The organism is Rhizobium sp. P38BS-XIX (genome assembly GCF_012641435.1).
In the GTDB taxonomy this organism is placed as follows: domain Bacteria; phylum Pseudomonadota; class Alphaproteobacteria; order Rhizobiales; family Rhizobiaceae; genus Rhizobium.
In genome coordinates this window covers 50861-77121 of sequence record NZ_JABAIJ010000012.1, presented here as the reverse complement: position 1 = coordinate 77121, position 26261 = coordinate 50861, and the positions used below count along the sequence as shown (strand labels likewise).

The window sequence follows — 26261 nt, the reverse complement described above, 5'->3', positions numbered from 1 at the left end:
CGAGATGCGTTTCGTTGTCTCGGAACGGAATGAACAGCTATGTTGATTGGTGTCGCGGAGAAATACGCGGCTTGCTATTTTTGAATTTCATATGTGAAACAATCAGGATTTAGATGGATCAGTTTCTCGCCCTTCGAGCCTTCATTCGCATCGCCGAAAGCGGCAATTTCTCGAAGGCGGGAGATTTGATGAATATCCCGAAACCATCGGTCACGCGTCTCATCCAGGAGCTTGAAGCGCATCTTGGCGTGAAATTGCTGCAGCGTACGACCCGTCGGGTGACGCTGACCGCTGAAGGCGTGGCTTATTATGAGCGCGCAATCCAGCTGATCGAGAATTTGAACGAGATGGATGCCCTGGCCGCGAGCGCGGTCAGCAAGCCCAAAGGTCGGCTGCGCGTCGATATCGGGTCTTCGCACGCCAACTTCTTCCTCATACCGGCTTTGCCGGGCTTCCGCTCGCGTTACCCTGACGTTCAGCTTGACCTCGGCGTCAGCGACCGACCGATGGACCTGATCGGCGAGGGATTGGATTGCGTCATTCGCGGCGGCGCTCTGCCAAACTCTTCACTGGTCACCCGGCGCATAGCGAGCCTGGAATTCGTCACCTGCGCGAGCCCCGCCTACATCAGGCAATATGGGCGCCCCGATCATCCAAACGATATCAAGAATGGGCATGTCGCCATTCACTATTTCTCGTCTTTGACGGGCCGCTATTTTCCCATGTGTTTTCATCGCGAGGACGAGGCAATCGAGGTCGCTTTACCCACCGCGATTTCAGTGAATGAAAGTACCGCACATGTAACGGGCCTTCTGGCGGGTTTGGGGCTTGGTCAGACGTTCCAGTATATCGCCAAGCCTTATATCGAGTCGGGTGCGCTCATTCCGCTTCTCACGGATTGGACGCGGCCAGCCTATGATCTCAATATTCTGTATCCATCGACGCGACATGTCAGTGCCCGGCTGAGAGCCTTTGTCGATTGGACCGTCGAGATATTTCGCCCTTATTCCTCTGCACCGTGAGAGGCTGTCGTTAGCCGAGCCGTCGCTTGCCAGGCAATCCCATCAGGTGCGTCGGAAACTCATCGCTTCAAAGTGCCGGGGAGGGTGCGTTGCTCAGTGAAGCGATGAGTGTGTTTACGCCGATTATCGAGAGGCCAGCTTGCGGGTCGCGACAATCACGATGAGCCCGGCCAATGCAAAGGCTGCCGAAACATAGGGAATGGGGAGTGGTCCCGCAATGTTGATGATCACGCCGCCGAGGAGAGAACCGAAACCGACCGCTCCGTTGAACAGTGCGACGTTAAGCGCGGTGGCGGCATCGGCGCTGCCTTCGATCGCAGATGCACCTTTGAAGACTGCCGTTTGTAGCAGCACCGGAAGCGCACCATAGGCCGCCCCCCAGAGGATAAGAACGAGCACGAGTAAGATGCTGTTGTGTGACGCGAGGCCCATCACGGCAAGGCTGATCACAAGGAGCGCCGTCACGATGCCCAGGCTTGCCTGGAGGCAGCTTCTGGCGAAAGGGCCTATCGCAAAATTCGCGACGACACCCGCACCGCCATAGACCAGCAATAGCAAGCTGATTGACTCGGAGGACTCTCCCGCGATTTGCTCCAGATAGGGGGTAATGTAGGTGTAGGACAGAAAGTTGCCTGTTACGACAAGCGCCGTCGTGGCGAAGACGGCGAGCAATGGTCCGTTGCGCAGGATGGATGCCACGGCGTTGCGTGTCGACGTCTTTGAAATTCGGACCGCCGGCACCGACCAGGCTATGACGGTGAAGGCTACGAGGCTGAGCAGCGATAGAGCGGCAAATACAGAGTGCCAGCCTCGCATTTCGCCAAGCAGAGTGCCGGCAGGAATTCCAAGAACCGCGGCAAGCGAGACGCCTCCAAAGACGATAGATGTGGCGCGCACAGCGTTGCGTTCGGACACCAGATGAACGGCGGTCACGACGGCCGTAGACCAGAATACCCCGATGGCGCCGGCCACCAATATGCGCGCCAGGAAAACGACGAAGTAGCCGGAGGCTAGGAAGGTGATCAGATTGCCAAGGCAGCATACGGCCAGAAGTCCCGTCATAAGGGCTTTGCGGTTGATGCCGCCCAGCATGCCCGTCAGTGGCGCTGCTGTCAGCGCAACCACGAATGCGAAGACGGTGATCAGATATCCCGCAGCCCCCAATGATACGCCGAGCCCCTGTGCCATCGATGGTAGCACGCCCACGGGCATGAGCTCCGTGCTGACGAAGGTGAAGCAACCGAGGCTGAGCGCCAGCACGGCGCAAACGGTCCGAAATTTCGAGTAAGTCTTCTTCTGTGAATGAGGTGTGCCGCTCGCATGGAGCGGCGTTGCTGTACCGACCATTGGTCTATCCTGTCTCTAAGCTTGAACATTGCGCCTAACGGGCACGCAAGAGCCGTCACCAGTGCTATGACGACGACTGGTCTCCGATGCTTTCGTGCTGATGAAAGGCCGTGTGAGCCGAGATGTGGCATGCCGGCGATGAAGTTGCTATAGCATGAAAGTCATTTGATTAATGCTTTGGAGGCATGAATGCGTCAGCCGTTTTCCCTGCTGCTGGAAGGGGTCGATGTCATGGCAGCGGTCGCAGAGACCAAGAGTTTCGGAGGTGCCGCAGAAATGCTGGACATGTCGCAACCGGGCGTCAGCAGGGCGGTCGCCCGGCTTGAGGCCAGATTGTCCACGCGTCTCTTCGAGCGCACGACGCGATCGGTCAGGCTGACCGACGAGGGGCGTGATTTCTATGAACAGGTGATGCCGTTGATCAGCGCGCTTGCCGAAGTCACGACGAATGCAGCAAGCGGCGCGCATAAGGTTCGTGGGCGTTTGCGTGTCAATGTCGATCCGCTGTTTGCGCAGCTTGTCCTGGGTCCGCGGCTGGGTGCCTTCCTGGACACCTACCCGGAGATCGAGGTGGAACTGCGCAGTAGGGAGGATCTCGGCGATCTGGTGGCCGACGGCTTTGATCTCGCTTTGCGATTCGGACATCCGCAGAGCTCTTCCCTCATCGCCCGCAAGCTATTCGACACGCGGGTGCTGGCCGTGGCGTCTCCCGCTTATATCGACAGATACGGCCAGCCGGCCGATCCCCGTCAACTTGAGACGTTGCAGCATCGTTGCATCGAGTTCCGGGAGCCTTTGACCGGGCGGCCTTTCCCATGGCAGTTTCATCGTCGCCGCAAGACGCTGCTTGTCAGGCCGCAGGGAGCATTGACGGTGAATGACCCGGGAACGCTGCATAGCACCTGTCTCGCCGGGCTCGGCGTTGCGCAACTTTTCGAACTGGGCATCGAGGATCATCTCTCGTCCCGCAGGCTAATCCAACTCTTCCCCGACTGGTCGGACCAGCGGTTCCCGCTATATGCCTATTATCCGTCCCGGCACCATTTGCCGGCGAAAACCCGCGCATTGCTCGATTACGTCGCGGGTCTTGTCCTGCATGGCAACTAGCGTGGCACATGTCCGATCCGGTTGACGAATGTCCGATAGGGCGCAAGGTCCGGCCAAGCGGGCGAACCGAAATCGATTGACGATCTGCCGTTACCAACCGTAGCTGAAGGTCGCGCCGCTGCCGCCATCGCCATCCTGGACAACGTCCGTGTTCGTATTGCGTCCGTACTGAAAGATGCCGTAGGCATTGTTGTTGCCGTTCTGCCTAAGCGTTGCCGAATGACCATTGCCCCGCTGCTGGATAAAGCCGAGATTGCCATTGCCGGACTGGGCAAGGCCGGCGGCGTTTCCGTGACCAAATTGCCGGATATCGCCGCCCTTTAGGCCGCGATACAGCGAATAGACGCGCAGGCCGGTCGAGAAGAGATCTGCATCTTCCGCGTTGCTAGGCGCAAAGTTGACCGAGATCCGGCCGCCTGCATAGGCCGGCAGCGACACCGCGGCCTGGCCCAAGCTCCCGGCAAGAAGGCTAATCGTAAGGATCTTGAACATGCTGCGGGTCATCGTGATCTCCATTGGCCGGCTTCCCTAGCCGATGATTGACTTTCGCATCTTGCGGCTGAACCCAATCGGAATTGCTCGTTCAGCTGCCGTTCAGTGGTTTCGGCCTTGGAGAAAAGAAAAGGGCGCCGGTTTGGGCGCCCTTTTTGGTTTGGTTTCATGAGGGAGGCGGGTTAGGCGCCGCCGGCTCGCCGCGTGCAGGTCAGGGTCCTGTCGCCGACTGTGATATCCAGCGTTGCCTTGTAGTCGGTGTTCTGGGAATCGAGCGTGACGGAGCCGAGTGTGGCGGTTTCGCCAGCTCCGGCATTGAAAGCGCCGTTCTGGTTTACGACGGACGATCCGCCCCCTCCGCTCTTTTCGATGCGGAACGCATAGTTTCCGCTGATGCGCTTATCGGTTTGAACCAAGGCATCCAGCTTCACCATGCCGCCACCTTGCGTGGCGCGGATTTCGCAGCGCCGCCCTCCGTCGGATTGACTGCTCGCCGTCATGGCCGCGACCGTCCCAACGGGAACCAGAAGCAAGGCGAGCACTGCCATGAGGCGGCGCGGATGTTTAATGCTGTTGGGCATGGGGCGTCTCCATGAGAGTGTGCCGCTGAGGTGATTGCGTCTGCGTATCGTTGGCAGCCAGCCGGACTGCCCGTGTTACGGGCAGGCCTGCACGAAAGCTGCGACGTTGCCGCTGCCGCCCTGGCTGACATTGGCGCTGCAACCGTGGCCCACCTGGACGCCGGCGGCGATGTTGCCGTTGCCGTCCTGGGTCAGGATCGTCGTATGATTGGAACCAAACTGGCCGATGCCGGCGACGTTGCGGTCGCCATTCTGATAGGTTTCGCCATAGTTGCCGTTGCCTTCCTGGCCGACGGCAGAGAGATTGTGGCGTCCGTACTGATGGCCGACAATTCTGTTGTAACCGCCGTTCTGGTAGGTCCTGATCCGGTTGCCGAAGCCTTCCTGGGCACCGCCGGCAGAGTTCGACCAGCCATATTGTTCGATGCGGACGTCGTTGGCCATGGCGGGAGCTGTGGCGGCGAAGCCGGCAAGTGCGACGAGTGCGGTTGCAATGAAGGACGTGCGGATCATGACTGTGTCTCCTGTAGCGGATCTGACCGCGGTTGAACGTCTCTCTTTTAGACGCCCTCGTTGTAACGGATGCTGAAGGGACCATTCAGTTACGGTTCATGCCGAAGGGCCGCACGCCCACGCCATGCTCAACCCTATCGAAGCGCGCGGCACGAATGAATTTATGAAGCGCGCTGGCTTTTGCGGGCCACGTCAGCTAGCTCTTCAGGCTGCTTGCCCGCACCACGAGCTCGTGCGCGAGGGTCGTGATATCGTTGTCGGCATCATCCTCGATCAGCGCCTTCAGCTTCCGAACGGATAGTTCGGCCATCTCATGGCGCGGGAGCCGAACGGTAGTGAGCGGCGGATCCAGCACGTTGGAGAAGCTCAAGTCGTCAAAGCCTGCAATCGCTATGTCCTGCGGCACTCGCAGGCCCTGTTCCTTCAAGGCGGCAATGAGGCCGTAGGCGGATTCGTCGTTCGAGCAGAAAATCGCATCCGGTCTCCTCGCGAGCCCTTTTATCTTGCTCGCGCCCTGTCGCCCGTCTTCGACCCTGAAGCCCGCTTGAATGAAAAGATCACGGGATGCGGATAGGCCGTGATCGGCTAGCGCCATCTCCCAGCCCTTTTTACGAGCGATCGCGACGGCCTCCGTGGTGGGGCCACCGAGATGTGCGATGTGCTTGTAGCCCTGCTTTGCGAGGTGATCGACGACGTCGTAAGCCGCTTTCACCTCGTCGATCTGCACACCGCTGATGCCGTCGAGGCTAGGTGTCGGGCTCAAGGTCCGTACGATCGGCAAGTGTCTTCCGGAATGGATATATTCAAGAAGCCGAGGCGGGCAGTAATTGGCGGTCAGCAGCACGCCGTCGATGCTTCCGGCCAGCAGCTCGTCGACATAGCGGTCGGAGCGGTGGGGATCGACGGCCGTGTGGGCAATCATGATGTCGTATCCGCAGTCGTAGGCTGCTTGGTCGATATGCATCAAAAGGTCGGGAAAATTGGGGTTCGCCAGATTGGGAATGAGAACCAGGATCAGCTTGCTGCGCTTCAGCCGAAGCGAACGGGCGTGGCGATTGACCGCATAGCCGGCTTCCTTTGCAGCCTGGGCGACTCTTTGCCTTGTTTCCTCCGTGATCGGCGGGAGGCCGGCGAGCGCACGGCTGACGGTGGAAGCGGATACGCCGGCAATGCGGGCGATATCGGCCATAGTCGGTATGCGTGCGTCATTGGCTTTCGTCGGCTTGCGTTTTGGCATCGGCCCTCCGCACATGGATCATGTCGTCCTTGATGGCATGAATATGCCATGACGCTCTTGCATGCAATCGATTGCGCTGTTAGGTTCACGCAATCGATTGCGTAAATGCGTGGCCAGCCGAGGAGATGCGGGTCGCGCATACCGGGAGGAGACGCCATGACCACGCCGATACTGTCGATTCAGCTTTATTCACTGCGCCATCTGGGTGGCCTGGATGCGCAGCTCGACGCCGCCGCGCAGGCGGGCTTTACCCATGTGGAAACGATCGGCAGCCATCTGGACGATCCGAAGGCCTTGAAGGTGGCGCTTGCAAGCCGCAGGCTCGATGCGCCGACCGGCCATATAGGCATGCCGGCGCTGCGCAACGATCTTCAGCGTGTCGCCGATGCGGCCAATGAAACGGGCATAAAGCAACTGTTCATGCCAGCGCTTCCTGTGGAGGAGCGCGAGGGCGGCGCCGATGAGTGGCGTCGTGCCGGTGCCGAACTTGGCGAGATTGCCGGCCGGTTGAAAGATCAGGGCATATCGCTTGGCTATCACAACCATCATTGGGAGCTGGCAGCTTTCAGCAACGGAGAGCTGCCACTCGATTGTCTTTTCGAGGGGGCCGAAGGTAGCCCGCTCGTCTGGCAGGCAGACATTGCATGGCTTGCGCGCGGGGGCGGCAATCCCAAGGCGTTGCTGCAGAAATACGCGCATCTGCTGGTTTCCGCGCATGTGAAGGACCAGGCGCCTGCCGGCGAAAACGAAGACGAGGACGGCTGGTGCGATGTCGGCGCGGGCATTCTCGATTGGGTCGATCTCTGGACGACCGCCGCGCAATATGGCGCGCGCCTGATGGTCGTCGAGCACGACAATCCCAAGGATCCCGCCGGATTTGCGGCGCGCAGCTTCGCCTATCTTCAGAAGGTCCGCTAACCGGGCCGCCTGACATCAATGCAGATCGATTTCGTTCAATAAGGGGGAGGAACCACAGATGAACGGCAAGTCGGATGGCATGACCATGAACCGTCGATCATTCCTTGGCGCGTCGGCGGCGGCGCTTGCGGCAGGTTTTGCCGGCAAGAGCTTCGCGGCCGATGAAACATTGACCTTTTGGGATATGGTCTGGGGGACGGGAGCGACCTATACGGCAGCGGCCAGGGAGCTTGCCGGCAAATATGCTCCCGCCAACGGCGCGCTTGGCGTGCGCTACCAGTCTATCCCCTGGGCGAACTGGTATCAGACATTTACCTCCGCTGCTGCATCGCGAACCACGCCTGCCGTCAGTTCGGGTGCAGCCTTCCTGCCCTTCTACTTCCTTGAGCAGGGCGCTGCTGTTTCCGCCGATAATCTGATCGCGACGCTCGACAAGAACGGCAAGAACGATTTCCTGCCGGGATTGCTTCCCGCCATGAAAACGGATGATGGCTATGCGGGCGTTCCGTGGTCGATGGACCTTCGGGTCGTTTGGTATCGCAAATCGCTGCTGGAAAAGGCGGGCGTGGAGCCGCCGACAGACTGGGACAGCTACATCAGGGCGGGCGAGGCGTTGAAGAAGAACGGTCTTGTAGGCCTCGGGCTTGCGGCCGGCAGCACGACCACCGATGCACAGCACACCGTCTCTGCCTTGATGATCAACAATGGCGGCGGTTTCTTTGCTCCGGACGGCTCCTTGAATTGCGTCAGCGATCGTAACATCGAAACCCTCGACTTCATCAACGAGCTGGTGCGCAAGGGCATCATCGATCCCTATGCTGCGAGCTACACCGCGGACAATCTGGCAGGAGACTGGAAATCAGGTCGCGTGGCGATGGGCTTCGGCCAGACCGGCCTCGACAAGACGCTTCCGAAAGAAATTCAGTCGGACGCGGTCGTCGGGCACCCGATCAAGGCTCGCCATGGCGATCTCGGCACGGTCTACTACATCAACTCACTTTGGATGTTCACGACCACGCCGTCCCAGGAATCCTCGGAGGCATTCCTGGCATGGTATCTCGACAACATGCATGTGTTCTGGACCAGCGGTGTGGCGATCGACGTTCCTGTCAAGAAAAGCATCGCGGACCTGCCTGTCATCCAGAGCAATCCGAATCTCGTTCGCTCCATCAATGAATGGCAGCCGGTCGGCAAGACGATCGGCGCGCAGGCGCCGCATGCTTTTGCGGCCTTGAATGCGGTCGATGGCGGCGCTGCGAGTGCAGCATTCGTGCAGCAGATCATTCAGGGCAAGACCAAGTCCAAGGACATTCTCGAGACCCTCGAGGCGTCCCTGCGAAAGGTCGTGCAGTAACATGGCGGAGGCGCAGGCATTGTCGGGTGCAGGTGGCGGCGTGAAGCGATCGGCCGGCTCTCGTTCGAGCACACAAACCGGACGCAGGGCGACGATGATCGGCCTTGCCATGCCCTCGATCTTGCTGATGGCGCTGATCAATGCCTATCCGCTCGGGTTCGCCTTTGTGCAGTCATTGCACAATGGCGGCCTGCTGCGGCTCGGCAAATTTATTGGCGCTGCGAACTACGTGAATGTTCTGACCGATCCGGCATTCTGGTCGGCAGCATGGTTCACGCTGCTCTTCACCGTCTGCGGCGTGTTCGGCAGCTGGATAGTCGGGTTTGGCCTGGCCATCCTGCTCAAGCCGCAATTTCCGGGACGCAGCCTGTTCAAGGTGCTTCTGCTGCTGCCGTGGATCGTCCCAATCGTCGTCACCTCGATGAGCTGGAACTGGCTTGTCGCAACGCCACGCAGCATCCTGCCGCAGCTTGCCGAAACGCTGGGCCTTGGGCAGGTCTTGTTTCTCGCCGATCCGACGATGGCGATGATCACCGTCTGTCTGTTCAAGATATGGATCAGCTATCCCTTCATGATGATGATGGGAGCCGCGGCGCTCGAAAGCATCGACAATAGCGTCTACGAGGCTGCCACGCTCGACGGCGCGACGCCGCGCCAGCAGATCCGTTACATCGTTCTGCCGATGACCGCCAAATCCACCTACATCAGCTGGATTTTGATGACCATGTTTTCGGTCAACGATTTCGCGACGATCTATCTCATGACAGGCGGCGGTCCCGTCAACGCGACTACATCGCTGATAGTTCTCGCCTATCGTTCGGTCTTCCAGGATTTTCTGCCCGGATATGGCGTCGCGATTTCCTTCATGATGACGGTCGTGCTGGTCGCTCTTTCACTCCTGCTGTTCCGGCAGGTCCGTAAAACCAATTTCTAGGAGGAGGGGCGTCATGTCGATGACCGCAAAACGCGCCGGCTGGACGAGAACGGCAATCCTTTCGCTCATTGCGCTTGTGGCGCTGAGCCCTATCCTCGTGATCTTCGGTCTCGCCTTGCGGCCGCGTCTTTATTCCGACGCCACCGGCCCGACGCTCGAGACCTTCGTTTACGTCATTCGCAATACCGATATTCTCGTGTGGCTGAAGAATAGCCTGCTCGTTTCGGTCATCGCGTCGTGCCTGGCGCTCCTCGTGGCCGCTCCAGCGGGTTACGTGCTGTCGCGGGCGCGCGGTCCGGCAGTGTCGGCCTATTCGATGCTCATCTTCGTCATCCAGAGCTTTCCGATCGTCGTCTTCGTCATTCCTCTCTTCATCATGCTGTCGAGGATCGGCCTGGTCGATACGCTGCCGGGCGTCGCCGTTATCTATGTCGCCTCCAGCGTCTCCGTCGCCTGCTGGATGATGGCCGCCTATTTCGACACGATTCCCGCCGATCTTGAGGAGGCGGCATGGATCGACGGCTGCAGCGTCTTCGGCGCCTTCCTGCGCATCGTCCTTCCCAATTCTCTCCCGGGCATCCTGTCGACCGCGATCTACGGATTTCTGGTGGCCTGGAACGACTACCTCGTCGCGCTGGTGTTCCTGCGTACCGACAGCCGCTTCACATTGCCTGTCGGCCTGCAGACGTTCTTTCAGCAGAACCAGACCGATTGGGGTCCGGTCATGGCCTGTGCCGTCATCATGCTAGCGCCGCCGGTCATCGTTTTTGCCGTGCTCAACCGCTTTTTCAGCGTCGGCGGTATTGGTGGCTCGCTTGCTGGTCGCTGATTGCCGATACGAGGGTTCAAATGTCTCATTCCAACACGCGCGCGTTCAGGCTCGAAACCTTTCGCGCAGTGCTCGATCGCATCATCCCCAGGGATGAGTTTCCAAGTGCCACTGACAACGGCGTCGACCGCTTTATTCTGAGGCTTTGGGATGCGGGCCTGATCGCCGATACGCACGGGATCGAGCTGGGGCTTCGCAGCATGGATGAACGGGCTTCGACCGCATTCGAGACCCTTTTACCGGACGAGCAGGATCTGCTGCTTGCGCAATGCGAGAAAGAGGCATGGTTTCGCACCCTGTGCGAATTGGCCGCCGAAGGCTTCTATGCGGATCCGGCCAACGGCGCCAATCCGGGTGCGATTTCCTGGCAGATGGTCGGCTATCGACCGGGCTTGCCGGAGGGGCCGAGCGGCCCCGGTGAGAATCCCCAGGATGCCGTGCGCGGGAGATTGTGGGCATGAAATTCGACTACGACATCATCATCGTCGGAGCCGGTGCGGCGGGCAACGTTGCAGCGGGGATCCTGTCTGAAGCCGGCCAACGCGTCCTGCTCATCGAGCGCGGCAAACAGCGCAGCTATGGAAACGATGGGCATCGCGATCACCTGCGAAACCATCGGCTGCAGGCCTACGGTTTCAACACTGGTCCCGAAATCGACGGTAATCCGCGCGTCTTCATCGATCAGCAGGGCGGCCGGCATGTCATCAGGCCGCATCAGGACAATTATCACGTCAACGCTGCGGTTGTCGGTGGAGGAACGTTTGTCTATGGCGGTCTCGCTTGGCGATTTCATCCCAAAGACTTCCGCATGGCGTCGACCTATGGGCGTCCCGAGGGCTCGTCGCTGGTCGATTGGCCGATTTCCTACGACGATCTGGAGCCGTGGTACGGGAAGGCCGAACAGGAAATAGGTGTTTCCGGAGACGGCGCCGGTGACCGCAATTCCGGACCGCGTGGCAGCGATTATCCGATGCCGCCCGTGCCTGACAATGCGACAAGCGTTCACCTGCGGGCGGGGGCGAAGGCACTGGGCTTCTCGACGTTCACGCCGCCGCTTCTCGTCAACACAGTGCCGCGCGCGGGAAGAGGCGCCTGCATCCGCTGCGGGTCGTGTGTCGGCTTTCCGTGTCCGAGCAACGGTAAGAACGGCACGCAAAATACCATGTTGCCGCGCGCTCTGGCGACGGGACGCTGCGATCTCTTCACCGAAACGGTGGTGGAGCGCGTTGCCACCGACGATCGCGGCAATGTCATCGGCGTCGACATCGTCGAGGTGAACGAGGCCGGTCAACTGTCGCGCCGCCGCGTTTTCTCCCGCATTGTCGTGCTGTCGGCCGGCGCGATCGAGACGGCGCGCCTCATGTTGCTGACGCGTACGGATCGGGAGCCGAACGGCCTGGGCAACAACCACGACCAGGTCGGCCGCAATCTCCAGGGACATTATTATCCGACGATCTTCGGCCTCTTCGATGAGCCCGTGCAGGATAGCAGAGGTCCGGGCGTAACGATCGCGACGACCGACTATAACCACGATAATGACGGCGTGATTGGCGGCGCAATGTTGGCCGACGACTTCGTCTTGCTGCCCAATAATCTGTGGAAGTCGGGACTTCCCGACGATCTGCCGCGCTATGGGCTGAAGGCCAAGCATTTTATGCGCGACAACTTCACGCGTATTGCCCAGATCAAGGGACCGGTGCACGAGATCCCGAATGCGGAGTGTCGCGTCACCCTCGACGCGGATATTCGCGACAAGTACGATAGGCCCGTGGCGCAGCTGTCAGGGACAACCCATCCCGAGACGGTGCGGACTGCTGATTATATCCTCGAGAAGGCGGATGCGTGGATGCAAGCTGCCGGCGCCACGCGAACCTGGGGCAAGAAGCAGACTCTTCGCCTGTCTGCGGGACAACATCAGGCCGGGACCTGCCGCATGGGCGATGACGCCGCGACGTCGGTCACCGACACCTTTGGCAGGGTATGGGGACACGACAATCTTTTCGTATGCGATGCATCCCTGCACCCCACCAATGGTGGTTACAATCCGGTGCTGACGGTTTTGGCCCTGGCCTTCCGCAACGCTGATCATATTGCCGCCTATGCATAACGCGATCGCAATTAGCCCAGCCGGATAAGTTAGGTTTTCTCTCGTCTCTGCGACTTTTTGCGCTGTGCGGTTTGGCACGGAAGATTGGATTGGATAATCTCGGATTGTCATTCTACGAAAGAATCAACCGATCTTCGAGAGTTGCACACGGTGAGAAACATGAAAAATCTGGGTGGCTGCGTGGCCGTTATCTTGCTGTGCCAATGTCTTTCGCTCCCCGCCCATGCGGCTTCGGCTTCTTCATCGGACGCAACGGCTGACGCATTGACAAGATGTCTGGATGACCCGGCGCATGGCTCAACCGGCGATCAGGACGAATGCGAGACGCAGGCGCTGAAATCATACGACAAGCGAATGAACGGCGCCTATTCCAAGCTGTTGAAGATGCTTCCAGCTGAGGTGGCAAAGGATCTCAAGGCCGCTCAGCGTGCCTGGATCGGCTATCGCGATCTCGAAGCGCATGCGCGCGACGGGCTCTTTGCTACAAGGCAGGGAACCATGTACGCCCCCATGGAAGCCGGCGCTGAAACGAATTTGACCAGGGATCGGACGCTGCTTCTGGAAAACTATGTCCGCATCCTTGAGATCGATGGGCAGTAAGACAGATGGCAATCAAGGAAATCGCATCGGATCATCCGTCTGCGCGGCAGCGTGCATATTCGGGCTACACGCTGAATGACCTGATTCTGCCTTTCGCGTTATGCGCGTTCGGCGCCCTGGCGGTGGCCGGGGTTGCAAAGGCAGCGCAATCCGCAAGTCCATCGACACATGTGGCGGATATTTGCGATCCGGCAGCGCTTGGGCGGCCTGACAGATTTTTTCCGGATTTCTCCACGCTCCAATACGATAATTCCTTCCTGAACCTGCCGGGAAAAGCGGTGTTCGAGGACAAGCCATCAAAATTCCGGTGTGGCGAGCTTGCCCTGCGCGATGGCGATGGCGAAGGCATGTACAGTACGGACAATGTTCTGTTCGTTACTGATCGCGATGCGTCATCCATTCGCGTCGTGCGCATCACCATGGGCTCGGCTGATCAGCATGAAAGAATGGCGGACGCCCTGCAAAAGGCCGTCGGGCCAGGTGTGGTTTTAAAGACCAGCGTGAAGACGAAGGGCAAGAACAAAGCCGGTGAGGAAATCAGGCTCATCACGTCGGCGAACTACCGGTTCTATCTCGACTCCGTTTATATGGGTGAGCAAAGGGTGGGTGCTGTTGTCGTGATCCGTAACAATGATACTCAGGCCATCGAAGCGGCCGCAAAGGAGTTTTCCCTTCCCGCAAAGTAACCTGTCTTCAAAGGGTGTGCGGCGCTCTAAGATGGAACGGTCGTGCCTCCCAGATTAGCTCTGATTTAAAAGGAAGCAGCAATCGGGCTCATTTCGAGTTTGAAACGACTTGATGATTTCTAGCGTCTTGAGATCGAGTTGCAGGGAAACATTCGTGTCGATTGAGACAAAGGCGACGTTGGCGTTCGCGTCGATGCAGCCTGCGGCAGGGCGGCCCGGAAGGTCGGTGAATGCAAGCTCTTCCAGGGTTTCCGAGTCGATGACCGAGGCGCTCCGCCCCTCATAATTGACAACGAGCAGCCGGTTGTCCGGCATTGCGTAGATTCGCGCCGGATCCGGTCGAGAGGGCGCTCGTCTTTTGATCTCCATCGTTTCGGTATCGATCGCAACGATCGTGCGCGAGATGCGGTTGCTGATGTAGAGGGTCTTTTCGTCCGAGCTTAGCAGTATCCCTTCCGGCTTTTCACCCGGTGAAACCGCAATCGGTGCGACAACGGCATTCTGGGGCGCGACTTTCGTCACGGTGTGGCTGAGGAGGTTCATGCAGTAAGCCCATTGGCCGTCACGGCTGAGCGCGAACAAGTGGCTTTTGAGCCCGCCGCTGGCAACTGCGCGGGTCGGCACTTCGTCGGTCAACGGCGTGTCGAATTGCAGCAGCACGCCAGCTGTTTCGCTTAGAGCGTAGAGGCGATCGAAGCGATCGATGCCCATGCCATGCAGGCGATGATAGGGTTTGCAGTCGATCCGCCGCTCCAATCTGCGGTTGGCGATGTCGATGACGAAAATGGAGGAGCCGCCGGCTTCCGTGCTGGACGAAGTGCGCACGCCATAATGGCCGACATAGGCATGGCGCCTCTCTGAATCGACCACGAATTCGTGCGGGAATTCCGGCAACGCAACGGAATCGACAAGCCGCCCGCTATCGACATGATAGAAGCTCAAGCAGTGGCTGCTTTTTTCGATCAGCATCAGAAGCCGATCGTTCGCGAAATCTTCTGGCAATGGGCAATTCCGGCAATTCAGGTGGCTCGGCGAAACGATGGGGCGGATAATGCCCGCCCCATCGCAAAGCATATAGGATCGGGCTTATTTGCCCCAGATCTTCTTGTATTCGTCACGATAGCCGTTGCCGGGGTCAAAGACATTCTTGTCGCCGCCGTCAAAGGCGATGTTGTCCTTGGTCACGAGATGGATAGCCGGGATATAGCCGGACCATGGCTGTTTGGCGAAGGCGCGATTGAGCTCGTCGACCACCTGCCAGCCTTGCATCGTCAGCGGTTCGGGAACCGTGGCTGCCTGATACTGGCCGCTGCGGATGCGCTGGTAGGCCGATTCAGAGCCGTCGCCGCCCGAGATGTTGAAGGGTGCGCCGGTGCCTTCGAGGCCTGCCGAGCTCAGCGATGGTCCCATGAAGTCATAGTAGAGGTCGTTGATCGCCAGCGAGTAAGTCCATTTGGTGCCGAACTTCTGCAGCAACGTGGTGGTGAGCTGCGGCACGCGGGTCGAGGTCTCGGCGAGCGGCGTATCCTGGAATTCCAGAACCTTGCAACCGCTGCATTTCTTGATTTCGGCCTCCATCGCGCGCCCCTTGGCGATCGCAATCGCGTAGGCGGAGTCGGCGAAGATCACGACGCCGGCCTTGCCATCGGAATCGGCAATCGCCTTCATCGCGGCGATCTGGGCGACATCCATTGCGTTGGTGGTGACGTTCACGAACAGATGAGCGTCGTCCATCGGGCCCGGCACGGGGCCTGCGTGCCAGCCGGCGATGATGATGCCCTGCGCTGCCGCTGCCGTCAGGGCTGCCTTTTGCTGAACCGCGTCGCTCCCGCCGACGACGATCGCATCTGGCTTCAGCGCAACCGCCTGAGCGAGTGCTGCGGCCTGACCGGAAACGGAGCCCTGGCCGTCGATTGCGCGATAGGTCCAGCCGATCACGCCGGCTGCTTCCTTGATGCCATCGGAAACGCCCAGAATACCGCCGTTACGCATGTCGCCGGCGACATAGACGATGGTCTTGCTCGATGCAGCCTTCGGACCCGAGGTCGGCCCGTCCCACTTGTCGACCTTCTTGGATGCGGCTGCCACTTTGGCTTTCGCTTCGTCGACAAGAGCGTCCGCCGAAGCAACGGAATAATTGACGAACATGCAGGCCAATACGGCTGCGGTCGTGATGAGATGTTTATTTATGCGCATGCCTTTCCCTCCCATTGAAAACTAGCTGTTCTTTGAATTGGTTTGTTTTGGTGTTGAGAACCTGCGCCTCCTCTGCGCATAGCCCGCAATGCAGATGGCGATGAGCAGCGTCACGCCGTTGAACAGCGGTTCGACGAAGAAATCGCCGCCGAATTGCTGGATACCCGAGATGCCGACGGCCAGGATCGTCACGCCGACCATCGTGCCCCAGACGTTGACCCGGCCCGACTTGATCGTCGTGGAGCCGAGAAAGGCACCGACGAGAGCCGGCAAAAGATATTCAAGGCCGACGCTTGCCTGGCCGATGCCGAGCTTGGAGGCCAGGATGATGCCGGCGACGGCAGAAAGCGTGCCGGACCCAACGAAGGCGCCCATGACATAGCGCTGGACCGGAATACCGTTCAGTGCGGCGGCCCGGCTGCTTGCGCCGATCGCATAGAGATAACGGCCGAGCGGCGTGTATTCGAAGAGCAGCCACAGGATGATGGCGAGACCCAGCACGTAATAGCCTGTGATCGGCAGTCCAAAGAGCCAGGTGTTGTTGATGGCGGTAAAGCCCTTGGGCAGTGTTCCGACTACCTGCCTGCCGCCTGTGTGCCAGAGCGCCAGCGCATAAAGGATCGTGCCCGTTCCGAGCGTTGCGATGAAGCTGTCGATCTGGGCGACCTCGACGAGGATGCCGTTGATCATGCCGACGAACGCCCCGAGAAGCAGCACGACGATGACGGCGATCGGCCATGGGAAGCCGAATTGCGTCTGCAGGCTGATCGCCAGGATATGCCAGAGCACGATGCCGTAGCCGACAGTCAGGTCGATTTTCCCGGTGACCATGGGGATCATCACGGCCAGCGACAGGATCGCGATAATCGCTTTGTCGCTGATGATCGAGCGCACGTTCAAAATGGTGGGGAACGTATCCGGCAGGATCAGCGAGAAGACGACGATCAGAAGGACGGTCAATAGCACCAGCCCGTAAACGGGGAGCAAGTGGAGGAGTTTCCTGCCGAACGATTTGCCGCGCAGATCGTATTTCGTCGGCTCAACTGCATTGGATTTGATTGACTGCATGGTTTGCGGCTCCTCCTCAAGACACCGTCAAAGTTCAGCTCATTTTGCTGAGGCAGAATGAATGAGACGATCCATTTTCAATACATCGCCTCGCAATTCGTCGACGATCGCGCCTCGGCTGAAGACCAGCGCGCGATGGCACAGCTTCTCCACCTCCTCGAAATCCGTGGAGATCAAAATGATGCCGAGCCCGCGTTCCAGACCCTGGCGCATGAGACCATAGATTTCGGCCTTGGCGCCGACGTCAACGCCGGCGGTCGGCTCTTCCGCGATCAACAGCTTGCCGCCCATTGCGAGCCAGCGGCCGACCACGACCTTCTGCTGGTTTCCGCCGGAAAGCGCTTCGATCGGCAACGCCGGCTCGTTCGGGCGAAGGCCGACTGTCCGGCCAAGTGCGGCCGCCAGCCCGGCCTCGCGGCGCGGCGACATGATCGAGAACAGGGACCGTCCGACGGCACCCGGGTTGATGTAGCTGTTTTCGCGGATGCTGAGCGCGGCAAATGTCGATTCTTCGGTTCTGTCCCGCGCGATCAGCCCGACACCCTGCGCGATCGCCGAGCCGGGCGTGCCGGGATCGTAGGATGTGCCGCCCAGGAGGACATTGCCCTGAAACTGCTGCGTGCCGAACAGCGCTCTTCCAACGTTTTCCTGACCGGCGCCGCGCAGGCCGACCAGCCCGAGGATTTCGCCCTCATGGAGGGTGAACTGCAACGATGGGCCGCCGCCAATGCGCATGTCGCGCACTTCGAGCAGCTTGTTGGTGCTGATCGTGTCGGGGCTCGCAAAGGCCTGCTCCGCCAGGCGCCCGATAATGAGGTGCACCAGTCGATCTGCGTCGATATCGGCGATCTTCTCGTCGCCGACCATCTGGCCGTCGCGCAGAACCACGACGCGATCGGCGATCTGAAACACCTCATCGAGGCGATGCGACACGAATATCATCCCCATGCCGCGGCCGCGCAGCAGCTTAAGCGCCTCGAATAGCCGGCTGACTTCATCCGCGGGCAGGCTTGCTGTCGGTTCGTCGAGCACGAGCACATCGGCTTCGACGGCAAGCGCGCGTGCTATCGCAACAAGCGACTTCTCCGTGCGGCTCAGGTCCTGCACCCGCCGGTCCGGGTCGATGTCGCTTCCGATGAGATCGAGAGCGGCCTGGGCCGTCCGGCGCGTTTTTTCCCAGTCTATGATGCCGGCTCTGCGGACAAAGCCGATCGCCATGGCGATGTTTTCGGACACGGTCATCCATTCGAGAAGCCCGAGATCCTGATGGATGAAAGCCACCCGCTGGGCCACGCCGCTTTTCGGTGCTGCATGCTGATAGCGTGTCCCGCGATATCGAACCTCACCGCCATCAGGCGTGTAGACGCCGGCCAATATCTTGATGAGCGTCGATTTGCCGGCGCCGTTCTCGCCAAGCAGAGCGAGGATCTCTCCACTCGCCAGCGAAAAGGAGACGCCGCGAAGTGCCTGGACGCCACCGAATTGCTTGCTGATCGTGTCGAAGCAAATCAAGGCTTCGTCCTTGAGCGTCCCGCTCTTCGCCTGAAAATCGGGAGAGACGCTCATGGCCGCACACTGCCCTTGGTCGCAAGCTCGATCGAGTAAAGCGATGTGCTGGCGGTGATGAAGAGCGTTGATCGATTTCGAGCGCCGAACGTGCAGTTGGAAATGACCTCGGGCACAAAGATCTTTCCAAGCCGCGTACCATCAGGCGCAAAGACCTGAATGCTGTCGGCGGAGCTTGTAAAGAGATTACCATCCACGTCGAGGCGGAAACCATCGGACAAGCCAGGCTCGATTACGGCAAATACCCTGCCATTCGTCGGGTAACGTCCATCCTTGATGTCGAAGACGCGAATGTGATGATTGCCGTCAGGATCATGCGAGCGTGAGGTGTCCGAGACATAGAGCAGGCTCTCGTCTGGCGAGAAGGCGAGCCCGTTGGGGCGCTGGAAGTCGTCGCAGGCAATCGCCAGGCTGCCGTCAGCCGGATCGAAGCGATAGACGTAGTTCGCACCGATTTCGCTTTCGGCTGCAACACCCTCATAATCGCTGATGATGCCGTAGGGTGGATCGGTGAACCATATGGTTCCATCGGATTTCACCACCACGTCGTTCGGCGAATTGAGGCGCTTGCCTTCAAATCGATCGACCACGGTCACGACCGTGCCATCAGCCTCGGTGCGGCTGATGCGGCGGCCGCTATGTTCGCAGCTGACCATGCGCCCTTCGCGGTCACGCGTATGGCCATTCGTGTGGTTGGATGGCGAACGAAACACCGTCATACCTTCCACGGGTGACCATTTCAGCATGCGGTTGTTGGGGATGTCACTCCATGTCACGCTGCCATCGTCCCACCAGACGGGCCCCTCGCTCCAGATTGCGCCCGTGCAAAGACGCTGAAGGACGGCTTCGGGGCGCAAAAGCGCCTCCATACGCGGATCCTCGATCAACACCGTCTTCTCCATGGCCTCACTCCCTTCCATGGTGTGTCCAAAGTCAGTTCATTGGTGGGCTAGGATCGCGGCACTCCCGTCGCCATCCGCGCCGCAAGCAAAAGCGCCTCCTCGCTCGCTTTCACGTTCGCAATTCCCTTTCCGGCGATATCGTAAGCCGTTCCGTGAGCCGGCGTACAGACGGGAAAGGGCAGACCACCGAGCATTGTCACGCCATGTTCGAAATCGAGCAGTTTCATCGCGATCTGACCCTGATCATGGTACATCGTCAGCACCGCATGGAAGCCTTCCTTCAGCGCCCTGAGGAAAACCGTGTCGGCCGGGAACGGGCCGGACACCTCAAGGCCATGACGGGCAGCCTGTTCGACCGCCGGTGCGATGATGTCGATTTCCTCGCGGCCGAACGTTCCGCCATCGCCGGCGTGGGGATTGAGGCCGGCCACGGCCAGCTTCGGCCGCTCGATGCCCGCCTGCTTCAGGCAATCGAATGTGAGTTCGATTTCGGCAAGAATTGCATCGACCGAGATGGCGGATGCCACCTGCGACAAGGGGATATGCGACGTGACGCGTGCATTCCATACCCGGTCCAGGACGTTGAACTCGCGGGCCTTGCCGGTGAAGCCGATTGCCTGCGAGATAAAGCGTATCTCGTCGTCATAACCCTCGAACGCGTATCGCATCGCCTTCTTGTTGAAGGGCGTGAAACAGACCGCGTCCGCATCGCCCTGCTTTGCAAGATTCAGGGCAAAGGAGAAATTTTCTGTCGCGAACTTGCCGCCCGATGGCGTCGCATTGCCGCGCTCAACCATGTCCGGATCGAGATTTCCCAGATCGACGAAAATCGTGCGAGCTTCATGCGCGACTGGAAGGTCCGCCGGCTTAATCTCCACAAAATCAAGCTTCAGTCGCGCGTCATTCGCACCTTGATCCAACACCCGCCGATCGCCGATCACGATCAGCCTGGCGGCTGCCTTGACAGACTCTGAATCCATCAATTTTGCCGTCAGTTCCGGGCTTATGCCTGCAGGATCTCCCATAGCCAAGGCTATGACAGGACGGTCCTTTTCTTGATTGCGCATGAATTGCCTCTCCTCGACTTGAAGGAAGGCTAATTCGCAAATATCTCACCGTCAAGTATGTTGTATACAGAACGCAAAATTTTGCGTTTAAGCCTAAATGAGAGGTTTGGCGCTTGGGAAAGTGGCATTCGACGGCAGTTCAATGTGCAGCTTTTGTTTTGGCGTTAGGCGGTTGTCGTGTGTTGACTTGCGCGAAATGCTGTAGTTTGTATACAGCATTTTAAGGCATTTGCGCCATATCGTGGCGGGAGGAGAACAGCGGATGAGCGGGGACGAGAAGAAGAAACCGGCGGAGCCGAGCGCTTTCCGTTCATCGAAATGGTTTGGGCCGCAGGATCGAAACGGCTTCATGCATCGCTCGTGGATGAAGAACCAGGGGACACCGCAGCGCATGTTCGATGGCCGGCCTGTTATCGGCATCTGCAACACCTGGTCGGAGCTGACGCCTTGCAACGGCCATTTCCGCCAGCTTGCCGAGCATGTGAAGCGCGGCGTCATCGAGGCCGGCGGCTTTCCGGTCGAATTTCCGGTCATGTCTTTGGGCGAGACACTTCTTCGGCCGACGGCAATGCTGTTTCGCAACCTCGTCAGTATGGATGTGGAGGAATCGATCCGCGCCAATCCAATCGATGGCGTGGTTCTGCTTTGCGGCTGCGACAAGACGACGCCGGCCCTGGTCATGGGCGCCGCAAGCTGCGATCTGCCGACCATCGTCGTCTCGGGCGGTCCGATGCTGAACGGGAAGTTCCAGGGGCGTGACATCGGCTCGGGCACGAGCCTGTTCGCCATGAGCGAGGATGTGCGGGCGGGCAAGCTGTCCGCCGCCGAGTTCCTGGATGCGGAGGCCTGCATGTCGCGGTCTGCCGGTCATTGCATGACGATGGGAACGGCGTCCACCATGGCTTGTCTCATCGAGGCGCTTGGCCTCAGCCTGCCGCACAATGGCGCAATTCCAGCCGTCGATGCGCGTCGAAACACGCTTGCCAACGAAAGCGGCCGGCGCATCGTCGATATGGTGAAGGACGATCTGACGCTGTCGAAAATACTCGATCGCCGTTCCTTCGAGAATGCCATTCGCATCAATGCGGCAATCGGCGGCTCCACCAATGCCATCATCCATCTGCTGGCGATCGCCGGGCGGATCGGCATCCCGCTCAGCCTTGAGGATTTCGAAGCATTTGGCAGCGACATGCCGTTGCTCGTCGATCTTCTTCCCTCCGGGCGCTTCCTGATGGAGGGCTTCTACTATGCCGGCGGCCTGCCGGCGGTCTGGCAGGCGCTTGGCGATCGTCTCGACGGTAGCGCACGATCCGTCACCGGCTGCAGCATGCAGGAGAACAATGCCGATGCGCCTCTCTGGAACGCGCAGGTCATCCGCACACCGGATGCTCCGGTCAAGCCGCGCGCCGGCATCAAGGTGCTGAAGGGCAATATCGCGCCAGACGGCGCGATCGTGAAACCCTCGGCGGCGACGCCCTCGCTGATGAAGCATCGCGGCAAGGCGATCGTCTTTGAGGGGCTTACGGACTTTCGTGCCAGGATCGATGACCCGACGCTGGATGTGGATGAGACAACGATCCTCGTCATGCGCGGTGTCGGCCTGAAGGGATATCCCGGCATGCCCGAGGTCGGCAACATGCCGCTGCCGCGCAAGCTGCTCGAGCGCGGCATCCGCGACATGGTGCGGATCTCGGATGCCCGGATGAGCGGCACGGCTTACGGCACGATCGTTCTGCATGTCGCGCCGGAGGCGGCGGTCGGCGGACCGCTGGCATTGGTGCAAACCGGTGACACGATCGAGCTCGACGTCGAGGCGGGGCGCCTGCATCTGGACATCTCGCAGGAGGAATTCGCAAGGCGTCAGGCCGCGACGACGACGCATGTTGCCCCGGCGACGGGCGGCTACGAGCAATTGTTCCTTCAGCACGTGCTGCAGCCGGACAAGGGTGCCGATTTTGATTTTCTGGTGGGTCGGCGCGGGTCTGCCGTCGCCGACAATGCCCATTGAAGTGGTCTGCATCTCTCTGACGAAGCCCGTCAGATTTTGGGAGGATACAGGTAATGAGCGTAAAGGTAGCGATTATCGGCTCCGGTAATATCGGCACCGATTTGATGATCAAGATCCTGCGTCGCAAGGATGGCCCCTTGGTCATGGCGGTCATGGTCGGGGTCGATCCGCAGTCCGACGGTTTGGCGCGGGCGCGCAATCTCGGTGTGGCCGTCACCAGCGATGGTCTGGAGGGATTGCGCCGCATGGACGTCTATCAGGAGATTGGCCTCGTGTTCGATGCCACGTCGGCCGGCGCGCATAAGGCGCATGCCGCAATCCTCAAGGCGGACGGAAAATGTGCGATCGATCTGACACCGGCGGCCCTCGGCCCCTATGTCGTGCCATCGGTCAACATGGCGGATATGAAAGGCGTCCCCAACGTCAACATGGTCACCTGCGGCGGGCAGGCGACGATACCGATCGTTGCCGCACTTTCGCGCGTGGCGGCGGTGTCCTATGCCGAAATCGTCGCCTCCATCGCCTCGCGTTCGGCCGGCCCGGGGACGCGGGCGAATATAGACGAATTCACCGAGACCACATCGCGGGCGATCGAATCCGTCGGCGGCGCCAGACGCGGCAAGGCTATCATTATTCTCAATCCCGCCGAGCCGCCGCTCGTCATGCGCGATACGGTTTATTGCCTGGTGCACAGCACCGATCATGATGCGCTGCGCCGATCTATCCATGCGATGGTGGCGGAGGTTCAATCCTATGTGCCGGGATACCGGCTGAAGCAGGATATCCAGTTCGAGCCGATCAAGGCCGAGGAGCTTGGCTCGCTGGCCGCGTCTCTGGGCTTTTCCAACGAAGTTGCAACGAAGGTGACTGTCTTCCTCGAGGTCGAAGGTGCCGCACACTATCTGCCGGCCTATGCCGGCAATCTTGACATCATGACGGCCGCGGCATTGCGCGCCGCCCAACAGCTTGTGATGACCAGAGAAGGAATTGCAGCATGACCCGGATCTATGTTCAGGACGTGACCTTGCGCGACGGCATGCATGCTGTTCGTCATCGCTATAGCCTTACCGACGTCACGAAGATCGCGCATGCACTTGATGAGGCTGGCGTCGATGCGATCGAAGTCGCCCATGGCGATGGTCTCGCCGGGTCGAGTTTCAATTATGGTTTCGGCATGCATGATGATCTCGAATGGATCGTCGCCGTGGCGGATGTCCTGCAGCACGCGAAGCTGACGACCCTGCTTATTCCGGGCATCGGTACCATTCACGATCTCGATCGCGCGCGGTCCTGCGGAGTGAAATCGGTTCGCGTCGCAACGCATTGCACCGAGGCTGATGTTGCCGCGCAGCATATCGCTCATGCGCGCAAGATCGGCATGGATGTCAGCGGCTTCCTGATGATGGCGCATATGAGTGCGCCGCAGGAGCTGTCGAGACAGGCGAAGCTGATGGAGAGCTATGGCGCACATTGCGTCTATGTCACGGATTCCGCAGGCGCGTTGACCCCGGAGACGACACGCGAGCGCGTTCGCGCGCTGAGGGATGCGCTGGATAATGCCACGCAGGTCGGCATCCATACCCACCACAACCTGACGCTCGGCGTCGCCAATGCGATCACGGCGGTACAGGAAGGTGCGTACCGCGTGGACGCCTCGCTGGCGGGCATGGGCGCGGGGGCGGGCAATGCGCCGCTGGAGGCTGTGATTGCCGTTGCCGACAGATCCGGCATCGAGCATGGCTGCGATCTCTTCAAGCTCATGGATGCCGCCGACGATCTCGTGCGGCCGCTGCAGGATCGGCCGGTGCGCGTCGATCGCGAGACGCTCGCGCTCGGCTATGCCGGTGTCTATTCCTCGTTCCTGCGTCACGCGGAAAAAGCGGCGGCTCTCTATGGGATCGACTCTCGTTCGATCCTGAGTGAACTCGGCGCCCGCAAGATGGTGGGCGGCCAAGAGGACATGATCGTCGACGTCGCGCTTGACCTTGCAAGAGTTCAGTCACCAGCGCGGTGAAACATCCAGACATGCCGATTTTGACCAAGGAGTAAAAGATGACAGGAAAAGTGGCCGTGATCACCGGGGCCGGATCCGGCATAGGGCGCCAGATCGCAATCGTATTGGGCAAACAAGGTTGGCGCGTCGTGCTTGCCGGGCGACGGGAGCAACCGCTGCACGAGACGGCGGAGGAGGGCGGCCTTGCGCATGGCGCGTTCCTTGTCCATGCGGCTGATGTCAGCGATCCCACGGCGGTGGACGGCCTCTTCGAGGCCGCCGCCGCAACTTACGGACGGGTGGATCTGCTGTTCAACAATGCCGGCATTTTTCATGGCGGCCCGGTCGAGGATATCACCGTCGCCGACTGGCAACGCAGCATTGCCGTCAATCTGAACGGCGCTTTCTATTGCGCGCAGGTGGCCTTCCGGCAGATGAAGCTGCAGCAGCCAAGGGGCGGTCGCATCATCAATAACGGCTCGATCTCGGCGCATGCCCCCCGACCGCTCGCCACGCCTTACACCGTCACCAAACATGCGATCACGGGCCTGACCAAATCTCTTTCTCTCGAGGGGCGGCCCTATGATATCGCCTGCGGTCAGATCGATATCGGCAACGCCGCGACCGCAATGACGGAAGCGATGCCAAAGGGCGTGCTACAGGCCGACGGAAGCCTGAAGCGCGAGGCGACGATGGACATTGCCAATGTCGCCCAGGCGGTGAGCTTCATGGCCGGGTTGCCGCTCGAAGCGAACGTCCAATTCATGACCGTCATGGCGACGACCATGCCCTTCATCGGCCGAGGGTAATGCTGATCTGGGTCTTAGAGCAATTCCAGGAAAAGTGCGCAGCGGCTTTCCGTCCGGAATTGCGTGAGAACAAAGAGATAGAGTGGTTCGGGGATTCCGTGAAAAGCTGAACCGCTCTAGCCTTCACACGAAGGCTTCGACCCGCTCCCAGGCGGCCGAAAGATGCTGTTCGATGATATCCGACAGCCGCTTTGAGTCCCGGGCCTGGAGGGCCTCGATGATCTCTTCGTGCTCCCCGATTGCCTTCGCCCAGTTCTCCTCGCCCTGATGGCCGACGAAACGAACGCGCTTCAGGCGCCCCTGCAGCATGCTGTGCGTATAGGCCAGGGGTTCGTTGTCGGAAAGTGCGACGATCGCAGAATGGATGCTCTGGTTCAGCTTGTAATATTCCAGACGTTTGCGATCTTTATAATAGGCCATCATCTGGTCGTGCATGGCACTTATATGAGCGATCTGCTCGTCGCTTGCCCGCTCGCAGGCAAGGCGGCCCGCCAGGCTTTCGAGCGTTCGCAAAACCAGCAGCATGTCCTTGATGTCTTTGGCGTTGAACTGGCGTACGACCGCCCCGCGCGTTGGTACGAGTTCGACCAGGCCTTCGCTGGCAAGGAACTTGATCGCTTCGCGCAACGGTGTGCGGGAGACGCCGAGCCGCTGGCCCATCTGTGTTTCATGGATTCGGGAGCCTGGCGGCAGCTCGCCCTCGATGATCATGTCACGCAGGCGATTGACGATCGCGTCATGAAGAGAGACGCGAGCGATCGGGCCGGAGTCGCCGGTTCCGGTCGAAACTGGGTCGCTTCCTGCAGCCATGTCGATCCCCCAAGGCGTAAATATTTGATTTAACTCTGGACGTACCTTTTTCGCTTTCGTCTGTCCAGTCCCAACACCGCATGTGGTATAATAATCTATTGCCTTCCGAATGCTG

The 26261-nt window shown here is 59.8% G+C and carries 26 protein-coding genes; 14 read left to right on the top strand and 12 right to left on the bottom strand.

Annotated features, from left to right (window positions below; translation table 11 throughout):
• Nucleotides 1-113 precede the first annotated feature (113 nt).
• Nucleotides 114-1022: a LysR family transcriptional regulator gene (locus tag HGP17_RS28270; RefSeq protein WP_168814261.1), complete on the top strand. Its 909-nt coding sequence runs from the start codon at nt 114-116 to the stop codon at nt 1020-1022.
• Nucleotides 1023-1145: 123 nt separating this feature from the next.
• Here HGP17_RS28270 and HGP17_RS28265 read toward each other — a convergent pair whose 3' ends face one another.
• Nucleotides 1146-2369: an MFS transporter gene (locus tag HGP17_RS28265; RefSeq protein ID WP_168814259.1), complete on the bottom strand. Its 1224-nt coding sequence runs from the start codon at nt 2367-2369 to the stop codon at nt 1146-1148.
• Nucleotides 2370-2558: 189 nt separating this feature from the next.
• Between HGP17_RS28265 and HGP17_RS28260 the strand changes: the two genes are divergently transcribed.
• Nucleotides 2559-3476 carry a LysR family transcriptional regulator gene (locus HGP17_RS28260; RefSeq protein WP_168814257.1) on the top strand — a complete coding sequence of 306 codons (918 nt, stop codon included), beginning with the start codon at nt 2559-2561 and terminating at the stop codon, nt 3474-3476.
• A 90-nt stretch (nt 3477-3566) separates the two neighbouring features.
• On the opposite strand, the gene HGP17_RS28255 is transcribed toward HGP17_RS28260, so the two are convergent.
• From HGP17_RS28255 to HGP17_RS28240, 4 genes are all read right to left on the bottom strand, one after another.
• Nucleotides 3567-3980, bottom strand: coding sequence for a curlin (locus HGP17_RS28255; protein WP_168814255.1), 414 nt, complete (start codon nt 3978-3980; stop codon nt 3567-3569).
• Between the two features lie 170 nt (nt 3981-4150).
• Nucleotides 4151-4549, bottom strand: a complete 399-nt coding sequence (csgH, locus tag HGP17_RS28250; RefSeq protein WP_168814253.1) for a curli-like amyloid fiber formation chaperone CsgH — start codon at nt 4547-4549, stop codon at nt 4151-4153.
• Between the two features lie 75 nt (nt 4550-4624).
• Nucleotides 4625-5062, bottom strand: coding sequence for a curlin (locus HGP17_RS28245; RefSeq protein WP_168814251.1), 438 nt, complete (start codon nt 5060-5062; stop codon nt 4625-4627).
• Between the two features lie 196 nt (nt 5063-5258).
• On the bottom strand, nt 5259-6299 hold the full coding sequence (locus tag HGP17_RS28240; RefSeq protein ID WP_168814249.1) for a LacI family DNA-binding transcriptional regulator: 1041 nt from the start codon (nt 6297-6299) through the stop codon (nt 5259-5261).
• A 156-nt stretch (nt 6300-6455) separates the two neighbouring features.
• On the opposite strand from HGP17_RS28240, the gene HGP17_RS28235 reads away from it, so the two are divergent.
• The 8 genes from HGP17_RS28235 to HGP17_RS28200 all read left to right on the top strand — a co-directional run bounded on the left by HGP17_RS28235 (nt 6456) and on the right by HGP17_RS28200 (nt 13727).
• On the top strand, nt 6456-7217 hold the full coding sequence (locus HGP17_RS28235) for a sugar phosphate isomerase/epimerase (protein ID WP_168814247.1): 762 nt from the start codon (nt 6456-6458) through the stop codon (nt 7215-7217).
• A gap of 58 nt (nt 7218-7275) precedes the next feature.
• Nucleotides 7276-8571, top strand: a complete 1296-nt coding sequence (locus HGP17_RS28230) for an extracellular solute-binding protein (protein WP_168814245.1) — start codon at nt 7276-7278, stop codon at nt 8569-8571.
• Nucleotide 8572: 1 nt separating this feature from the next.
• Nucleotides 8573-9505, top strand: coding sequence for a sugar ABC transporter permease (locus HGP17_RS28225; protein WP_205926168.1), 933 nt, complete (start codon nt 8573-8575; stop codon nt 9503-9505).
• 13 nt (nt 9506-9518) lie between these two features.
• Nucleotides 9519-10334 (top strand): carbohydrate ABC transporter permease, encoded by an 816-nt coding sequence (locus tag HGP17_RS28220; protein WP_168814236.1) that lies wholly within the window; start codon nt 9519-9521, stop codon nt 10332-10334.
• A 20-nt stretch (nt 10335-10354) separates the two neighbouring features.
• Nucleotides 10355-10795, top strand: coding sequence for a gluconate 2-dehydrogenase subunit 3 family protein (locus HGP17_RS28215; RefSeq protein WP_168814234.1), 441 nt, complete (start codon nt 10355-10357; stop codon nt 10793-10795).
• Nucleotides 10792-12441, top strand: a complete 1650-nt coding sequence (locus HGP17_RS28210; RefSeq protein ID WP_168814232.1) for a GMC family oxidoreductase — start codon at nt 10792-10794, stop codon at nt 12439-12441. Before HGP17_RS28215 ends, HGP17_RS28210 begins: the two co-directional genes overlap by 4 nt.
• Before the next feature lie 159 nt (nt 12442-12600).
• Nucleotides 12601-13041: a lysozyme inhibitor LprI family protein gene (locus tag HGP17_RS28205; RefSeq protein ID WP_168814230.1), complete on the top strand. Its 441-nt coding sequence runs from the start codon at nt 12601-12603 to the stop codon at nt 13039-13041.
• 5 nt (nt 13042-13046) lie between these two features.
• Nucleotides 13047-13727, top strand: a complete 681-nt coding sequence (locus HGP17_RS28200) for a hypothetical protein (RefSeq protein ID WP_168814228.1) — start codon at nt 13047-13049, stop codon at nt 13725-13727.
• Between the two features lie 54 nt (nt 13728-13781).
• On the opposite strand, the gene HGP17_RS28195 is transcribed toward HGP17_RS28200, so the two are convergent.
• The 6 genes from HGP17_RS28195 to HGP17_RS28170 form a co-directional block, all read right to left on the bottom strand.
• Nucleotides 13782-14729 (bottom strand): hypothetical protein, encoded by a 948-nt coding sequence (locus tag HGP17_RS28195; RefSeq protein WP_205926167.1) that lies wholly within the window; start codon nt 14727-14729, stop codon nt 13782-13784.
• An 84-nt stretch (nt 14730-14813) separates the two neighbouring features.
• Nucleotides 14814-15875 (bottom strand): substrate-binding domain-containing protein, encoded by a 1062-nt coding sequence (locus tag HGP17_RS28190; protein WP_205926174.1) that lies wholly within the window; start codon nt 15873-15875, stop codon nt 14814-14816.
• A 69-nt stretch (nt 15876-15944) separates the two neighbouring features.
• Nucleotides 15945-16991: an ABC transporter permease gene (locus tag HGP17_RS28185; protein WP_168814224.1), complete on the bottom strand. Its 1047-nt coding sequence runs from the start codon at nt 16989-16991 to the stop codon at nt 15945-15947.
• A 39-nt stretch (nt 16992-17030) separates the two neighbouring features.
• A complete protein-coding gene (locus HGP17_RS28180) occupies nt 17031-18557 on the bottom strand; it encodes a sugar ABC transporter ATP-binding protein (RefSeq protein ID WP_168814222.1) in 1527 nt (508 codons plus the stop codon).
• Nucleotides 18554-19459, bottom strand: coding sequence for an SMP-30/gluconolactonase/LRE family protein (locus HGP17_RS28175; protein ID WP_168814220.1), 906 nt, complete (start codon nt 19457-19459; stop codon nt 18554-18556). The genes HGP17_RS28180 and HGP17_RS28175 overlap by 4 nt, the downstream gene beginning before the upstream one ends.
• Before the next feature lie 47 nt (nt 19460-19506).
• On the bottom strand, nt 19507-20526 hold the full coding sequence (locus tag HGP17_RS28170) for a 4-hydroxythreonine-4-phosphate dehydrogenase PdxA (RefSeq protein ID WP_168814218.1): 1020 nt from the start codon (nt 20524-20526) through the stop codon (nt 19507-19509).
• 262 nt (nt 20527-20788) lie between these two features.
• Between HGP17_RS28170 and HGP17_RS28165 the strand changes: the two genes are divergently transcribed.
• From HGP17_RS28165 to HGP17_RS28150, 4 genes are read left to right on the top strand one after another with little or no spacing between them, the layout of a single operon-like run.
• Entirely contained in the window at nt 20789-22534 is a 1746-nt protein-coding gene (locus HGP17_RS28165) for an IlvD/Edd family dehydratase (RefSeq protein WP_168814216.1), read from the top strand.
• Nucleotides 22535-22587: 53 nt separating this feature from the next.
• Nucleotides 22588-23532 (top strand): acetaldehyde dehydrogenase (acetylating), encoded by a 945-nt coding sequence (locus tag HGP17_RS28160; RefSeq protein WP_168814214.1) that lies wholly within the window; start codon nt 22588-22590, stop codon nt 23530-23532.
• A complete protein-coding gene (gene dmpG, locus HGP17_RS28155; RefSeq protein WP_168814213.1) occupies nt 23529-24548 on the top strand; it encodes a 4-hydroxy-2-oxovalerate aldolase in 1020 nt (339 codons plus the stop codon). Before HGP17_RS28160 ends, dmpG begins: the two co-directional genes overlap by 4 nt.
• A 38-nt stretch (nt 24549-24586) precedes the next feature.
• Complete coding sequence (locus HGP17_RS28150) at nt 24587-25336, top strand: SDR family oxidoreductase (protein WP_168814210.1); 750 nt, start codon at nt 24587-24589, stop codon at nt 25334-25336.
• A gap of 123 nt (nt 25337-25459) precedes the next feature.
• Here the strand turns inward: HGP17_RS28150 and HGP17_RS28145 are convergent, their stop codons facing one another.
• Nucleotides 25460-26146, bottom strand: coding sequence for a GntR family transcriptional regulator (locus HGP17_RS28145; RefSeq protein ID WP_168814208.1), 687 nt, complete (start codon nt 26144-26146; stop codon nt 25460-25462).
• Nucleotides 26147-26261 lie beyond the last annotated feature (115 nt).